We start from the raw sequence: 6,000 nt of genomic DNA on the forward strand, positions 1-6,000 counted from the left end.
ATTCGGCGCGGGCGGGGCCGTCCGGCTTGCCGGAGCCGCCGCGCGCGCTAGCTTCCGCCGCGTCGGCGGGAGGGGGCGATGGCGGAGATCGGCGGGATCAGGGGTTCACGGCTCGCGCGCGGCTTCTTCCTCGGCTGCGGCTTCTTCTTCGTCGCGCTGGGCGCCATCGGCGCGGTGCTGCCGGTGCTGCCGACCACGCCCTTCCTGATCCTCGCCGCCGGCTGCTTCGCCCGCTCCTCCGAACGGCTGGAGCGCCGGCTGCTCGACCACCCCCGCTTTGGCCCGCCGCTCCGCGCCTGGCGCGAGCACGGCGCGATCCCCCGCCGCGCGAAGTTCCTCGCGCTGGGCGGGACCACGCTCGGCTTCGCGCTGTTCCTGCTCGGGGGGTGGCACGGCTGGGTGCTGACTGGGGCGGTGGCGGCGGTGATGTTGGGCGGGGTGGTGTTCGTGTTCAGCCGGCCGTCGGGGTAGGGCGGGCGATCCGCCCACCGTGAGCGGAGAGGCGGTAGGTGGGAGCACGCGGCGGCGCGCTCCTGCGGGAGGGCAAATTGCCCACCCTACTTGCTAATTCGATAACAAATTACGCAAAGGTAAACTGCTAACAAATAGATCGTTCTTGGCAACAGAAACTTGTATATTTCCGAGATTTATCTCGTATATGAATCTATATTCGCGCTCGCTAGCGTAGCATGGATCTTTGTACAGAAGAGAAAACCGAAGGGTTTCGAAGAAATCGTCAACTGTCATGTCCTCTTGGGATCGAATCTTTCGTATTTTCGGCTGATAGATCACCGGCGATGCTATTGCAGTATTGTAGAAATAATCTCTATGTTGGGAAGCGATTTTATGAACATAATCCCGTGATACATTTCCAAAATCCATACATGATAATATCGAATCTGAAATATAATTCGAAAATTCATTCCTTCTATCGAATGAAATCGACCAAGAAGAATCATATTCTCTGAAATTATTATCTAAACTTCCATCGTCTATGGACATACAGAATATATAGCTATTTGGAAGTATATATGTAAATTTTATGGATCCAGATATTTCTGCTAGATCACTCGACGCATCTCTATTTATTATAAGTTGATCATCTGTTGATATCAGATCGAACGAGAAATTCGGCTCTCGCCGAGGCGCTTCATTAAAGCGGATTGTTCCGAGTAAAATTGAATCTAACCAAGAGGTCGATACAGGCGTATCTGGGCTAAATTCAAGCTCGAGATAAGATATCGCTTCATCTCGATCAACAATCTCGGCGTGTTCTACGTCGTGATACTTGTATGCATTGCCAATCAAAAGAGATTCGTTTGTTATAATATTAAATTCGGATTTACAGAATTTTCTAAGTAGCATTTCTTATCCATATTCAGCGCGTTAATGAGCGCTTATTGCGGAATATCCACTTGGCTCGACAGGCTTATCTTATTCGCTCCCGACTGCATCTTCTCGCACCGCCTCCGCTTCCGGATCAATCTTACGCTTTCCGACGTCCAGACAGCTTCGTCGCCCTACGCCACGTCGCTCATCCGACCCATGTCGCCCCGCCCGGCGAGCAGACCCGCGATGGAAACGTCTTCGTCGAGCACCTCCCAGTGCAGCCCGAACGGCGAGAGCGTGACGGCCTCCCGCTCGGCCGGGCTGGCGTGGAGCAGGCGGGGGAACCAGGCGAGGGGCACGCCGAGGACGCGGCCGTCCGCGAGGGTCACCCACATCGCGTCGTCGTCGAAGCGGACGCTCTCCGTCATGCGACCCGCAACTCCCCGCTCTCTCCGTTCATCTGGTTGACGAAGACGAGCCGCCCATCATCCCCCGCGACAAGCTGCTCGTTCGCATTGAGCAACTCGATCCCGCAGACCGCCCCCGTCTCGTCGATATCCACGAAGAAATCCGCGGTGATCTCCAGCGTCTCCACATCCCCCCGCCGCTCGCGCAGGCGGATGTAGGCGACGTTGGCCTTGGGATCATAGGAGAGCTTCATCGGTCGGGCCTCTAGAAGAACTTCACCAGCGCGGTGATGACGAGCCAGCCGTCATCCTCGAAGACAGCATAGACTTCCACCTGTTTGGTGTCGAATGTCCTGTTCCGCCACGCCCACGGCCCGCGGAAATTGCGGCGGAAAGCGGTTCGGCCGTTCTTGGCCGGGTAGGTCTCGCCGGTCTCGACCGTGGCGATGGCTTCCGCCTCCGTCGCCCCGCGTTCGCCAAGGCGCGCCGCGGCGTGAGGATGGAGGCGGACGGGCCTCTCACCCATCCATCTTCAGCGCGTTGATGAAGGCTTCCTGCGGGATGTCCACGCGACCGAACTGGCGCATCTTCTTCTTGCCCGCCTTCTGCTTCTCCAGCAGTTTGCGCTTCCGCGTGGCATCCCCGCCGTAGCATTTCGCGGTGACGTCCTTGCGGAGCGCGGAGATCGTCTCGCGGGCGATGATGCGGCCGCCGATCGCGGCCTGGATCGGGATCTTGAACAGGTGCTGCGGGATCAGTTCCTTCAGCTTCTCGACCATCGCCCGGCCGCGGGCCTCGGCGCGGGCGCGGTGGACCATGGTGGAGAGGGCGTCCACCGGCTCGTCGTTCACCAGCACCTGCATCTTCACGAGGTCGTCTTCCTGGTAGCCGGTCACGGTGTAGTCGAAGCTCGCATAGCCCTTGGTCACCGACTTCAGCCGGTCGTAGAAGTCGAACACCACCTCGTTGAGCGGCAGGTCGTAGACCACCATCGCGCGGGAGCCGGCGTAGGTGAGGTCGAGCTGGACGCCGCGCCGGTCCTGGCAGAGCTTCAGCACGTCGCCGAGGAATTCGTCCGGGACGAGGATCGTCGCCTTGATCCGGGGCTCCTCGATATGGTCGATCCTGACCACGTCCGGCATGTCGGCGGGGTTGTGCAGTTCCAGCATCGCGCCGTCGGTCTTGTAGATGTGATAGACGACCGAGGGCGCGGTGGTGATCAGGTCGAGGTTGTATTCGCGCTCCAGCCGGTCGCGGATCACCTCGAGATGGAGCAGGCCGAGGAAGCCGCAGCGGAAGCCGAAGCCGAGCGCGGCGGAGGTCTCCATCTCGGCGGAGAAGCTGGCGTCGTTGAGCTGGAGCTTCTCGATCGCGTCGCGCAAGGCCTCGAAGTCGGAGGCGTCGACCGGGAAGAGGCCGCAGAACACCACCGGGATCGAGGGCTGGAAGCCCGGCAGCGGCTCGACCGCGCCCTTGCGCTCATGGGTGATCGTGTCGCCGACGCGGGTGTCGCGCACCTGCTTGATCGAGGCGGTGAGAAAGCCGAGCTCGCCGGGGCCGAGCTCCTCGACCACCTGCATGCCCGGGCGAAAGACGCCGATCCGGTCCACCGGATAGAGCGCGTTCGTCGACATCATCCGGATCCGCTCGCCCTTGCGGAGTTTGCCGTCGATGATCCGGACCAGCACGACCACGCCGAGATAGGCGTCGTACCAGGAATCGACCAGCATCGCCTTCAGCGGCGCGTCGGCGCGCCCGTGCGGGTGGGGCAGGCGGGTGACGATCGCCTCGAGCACGTCGCCGATGCCGATGCCGGTCTTGGCGGAGATGCGGATCGCGTCGCCCGCCTCGATGCCGATCACGTCCTCGATCTGCTCGATCACGCGTTCGGGCTCGGCGGCGGGCAGGTCGATCTTGTTCAGGACCGGGACGATCTCGTGGCCCGCGTCGATCGCCTGGTAGACATTGGCGAGCGTCTGCGCCTCGACGCCCTGCGAGGCGTCGACGACGAGGAGCGAGCCCTCGACCGCGCGCATCGAGCGGCTGACCTCGTAGGCGAAGTCGACATGGCCCGGCGTGTCGATCAGGTTCAGCACGTAGTCGAGCCCGTCCTTCGCACGGTATTCGAGCCGTACGGTCTGGGCCTTGATCGTGATGCCGCGCTCGCGCTCGATATCCATCGAGTCGAGCAGCTGTTCCTTCATCTCGCGATCCGAGACGGTGCCGGTCGCCTGGATCAGCCGGTCGGCCAGGGTGGATTTCCCGTGGTCGATATGGGCGACGATGGAGAAGTTTCGGATGCGCGAAATGTCTGTCATGGCGGGCCGATATGCGGCCCTTTCCGCGAAGCCGTCAAGTGGCCCTCTGGTGTCCGCGCGCCTCAGTCCTCGCCCGTCGCCCGGTCGCGCAGGATGCCGAGGATCCGGTCCTCCGCCGTGGGCGCCCGCCGGGCCGACTCGCCCGCGAGCCAGAGTTCGAGATAGCCGTTCCGGGGCGGGGGCGTGTGGGTGGTGAAGTCGCGGGCGATCGCCCCGGTGGCGGTGGCGAGAGCGCGCGCGGCCTCCGCGTCCCCGGCGTGGAAGTAGCGCACCTGGGCCGTGCTCATGTCGACGTCGACGCGGGCGCGCTCGACCTTCGGGAAGCCCGCGGCCGAGACCGCGGCCTCGGTCGCCGCGACGTCCCCGTCCGCGCCCCCGCTCGGCACGTTGACGACGACGCGGGTTCCGGGCCAGGCGGCGGGCGCCGGGGCCTCCGCGGCGGCGGCGGGCAGCCGCGCGGGCCGGGGCCTGGGGCGCGAGACGAGGAATTCGGTGGCCGGCGTCGGCGGAGCCATCGCCGGGGCGGGCGCCGCGGGCACCAGATCGGGCTCGGGCGAGGGCATGGAGGCCGGATCGGGCTCCGGCATGACCGCGGCGGCGGTCAGATCGACATCCGGCTCCGGGTCGGCGGCGGGATCGGCGCGGGTCGCGGCCGGTTCGGGCTCCGGCGCCGCGGCGGGGGCCGCGGCCGGCGCGGCGGCCTCCGGGGCGGGACGCGCGACCGCCTCGGGAGCGGCGACGCGTTCCGCCGGCGCCGGAGTCTCGGAAGGGGTCTCGTGCGACGTCTCCACCCGGGACTCGGCGGGCGCGGGCGGCGCGGATGTCTCGGGGGCGGGGCGCGCCGGCGCCTCCGGGCCGAGCAGCGCGCCGACGGCGCCGAAGGCGATCCCGGCGACGACGCAGCTCGCGAGGATCGCGACGGCGTGGCTCCGGGCGAAGCGCGCGGCGGTGGCGAGGCGGGCCTCGCCGGGGCGCGGGAGGGTGAGCCCGGCGGTCAGCGCGGCGGCGCGGGCGCCCAGCCGCGACAGGACCGGCGGGAGCGCGGGGCGCCGCCGCGCCGGTCCGGGCGCGATCTCGATGCGCGGCACGCGGGGCGCGGGGCGCGCCCGCGCGGTGAGGGGCGGGGCCTCCGCGGCGATGCCGGGGGCCTCGTCCGGCTGGCCGGCGCGGGTGAAGGGCGGAACGAAGACCGGGGCGTCGAGCGCGGCCGTCTCGCTTGTGGCGGGAAATACCGGCGGCGTCGCGCGGCCCGCCCGGGGCGGCGCCCCGGCGCCGGTCGCGGCCCGGGTCGCGAGCGCGATGGCGCGCCGCGCCCGCGCCTCGCGCAGCCTTTCCTCGAAGGCGGCCGGATCCAGCAGATCCGCCAGTTCCCGCCGTGCCTCGCCGAATGAGGTGCTTCCGCGCCTCAGCAACACGCTTTCTTCAATCACTGCCTGCCCCCTTGCCTCTTCGCCGGGTGCCCGACAGGGCCCCGGTCTCTCTCCGGCGACGAACACCGCCGGCTGGCCGACCGGCCGCCCGCGTTGCCCCCGCGGATCGGCCGTCCGGGAACCCGGTGAACCCGACGCCTCTTGCCTGTATGGCGCCGAATTCACTTCTTCCTGCCTGAAAACGCTAGGAGCGGGGACTGTAAGACGTCAAGGGAAGGTATTGGGAAGTAACGGAATAGGCGATTGTGTGCCGATCCCGCAACAGATGCGCCTGGCATCCGGGGAGGGCGGAGCCGCTCCGCCCCCTTGGGCTTGCTGAGGATTCAGGCGACCAGCGTGGCCTCGGTCGCGGCGCGGACCTCGTCCTCGGTCACGCCGTCGGCGAGTTCGACCAGTTTCAGCCCGCCCTCGACCACGTCGAAGACGCCGAGATTGGTGATGATCCGGTCCACGACGCCCGTGCCGGTCAGCGGCAGCGTGCATTCGCGCAGCAGCTTCGATTCGCCGTGCTTGGAC

The 6,000-nt window shown here is 66.2% G+C and carries 6 protein-coding genes and 1 pseudogene; 1 reads left to right on the forward strand and 6 read right to left on the reverse strand.

The genetic code is table 11. The features are described 5' to 3' along the window. The first annotated feature begins 78 nt into the window (after positions 1-78). The gene (locus FJM51_RS14045) at positions 79-471 is read left to right on the forward strand and encodes a YbaN family protein (RefSeq protein WP_140454762.1); all 393 of its coding nucleotides are present in this window, start codon (positions 79-81) and stop codon (positions 469-471) included. 1,049 nt (positions 472-1,520) lie between these two features. Here the strand turns inward: FJM51_RS14045 and FJM51_RS14050 are convergent. From FJM51_RS14050 to FJM51_RS14075, 6 genes and pseudogenes are all read right to left on the reverse strand, one after another. Continuing rightward, positions 1,521-1,757, reverse strand: a complete 237-nt coding sequence (locus tag FJM51_RS14050; protein WP_140454763.1) for a DUF2442 domain-containing protein — start codon at positions 1,755-1,757, stop codon at positions 1,521-1,523. Further along, complete coding sequence (locus tag FJM51_RS14055) at positions 1,754-1,990, reverse strand: DUF2283 domain-containing protein (protein ID WP_140454764.1); 237 nt, start codon at positions 1,988-1,990, stop codon at positions 1,754-1,756. Before FJM51_RS14055 ends, FJM51_RS14050 begins: the two co-directional genes overlap by 4 nt. Positions 1,991-2,001: 11 nt before the next feature. Further along, complete coding sequence (locus tag FJM51_RS14060; protein ID WP_140454765.1) at positions 2,002-2,262, reverse strand: DUF4258 domain-containing protein; 261 nt, start codon at positions 2,260-2,262, stop codon at positions 2,002-2,004. Next, positions 2,255-4,054: a translation elongation factor 4 gene (gene lepA / locus FJM51_RS14065; RefSeq protein WP_140454766.1), complete on the reverse strand. Its 1,800-nt coding sequence runs from the start codon at positions 4,052-4,054 to the stop codon at positions 2,255-2,257. Before lepA ends, FJM51_RS14060 begins: the two co-directional genes overlap by 8 nt. Positions 4,055-4,116: 62 nt before the next feature. Beyond that, on the reverse strand, positions 4,117-5,466 hold the full coding sequence (locus tag FJM51_RS14070) for a hypothetical protein (protein ID WP_140454767.1): 1,350 nt from the start codon (positions 5,464-5,466) through the stop codon (positions 4,117-4,119). A 341-nt stretch (positions 5,467-5,807) separates the two neighbouring features. Beyond that, positions 5,808-6,000, reverse strand: a pseudogene (locus FJM51_RS14075) (succinyl-CoA--3-ketoacid-CoA transferase); the annotation flags it as partial.

The sequence above is a fragment of the Amaricoccus solimangrovi genome, from assembly GCF_006385685.1.
GTDB lineage: Bacteria > Pseudomonadota > Alphaproteobacteria > Rhodobacterales > Rhodobacteraceae > Amaricoccus > Amaricoccus solimangrovi.

Bases quoted from the DNA above. Each gene is read 5' to 3' on its own strand.
- FJM51_RS14045 (WP_140454762.1), top strand. From the start codon at position 79: ATGGCGGAGATCGGCGGGATCAGGGGTTCACGGCTCGCGCGCGGCTTC.
- FJM51_RS14050 (WP_140454763.1), bottom strand. From the start codon at position 1,757: ATGACGGAGAGCGTCCGCTTCGACGACGACGCGATGTGGGTGACCCTC.
- FJM51_RS14055 (WP_140454764.1), bottom strand. From the start codon at position 1,990: ATGAAGCTCTCCTATGATCCCAAGGCCAACGTCGCCTACATCCGCCTG.
- FJM51_RS14060 (WP_140454765.1), bottom strand. From the start codon at position 2,262: ATGGGTGAGAGGCCCGTCCGCCTCCATCCTCACGCCGCGGCGCGCCTT.
- lepA (WP_140454766.1), bottom strand. From the start codon at position 4,054: ATGACAGACATTTCGCGCATCCGAAACTTCTCCATCGTCGCCCATATC.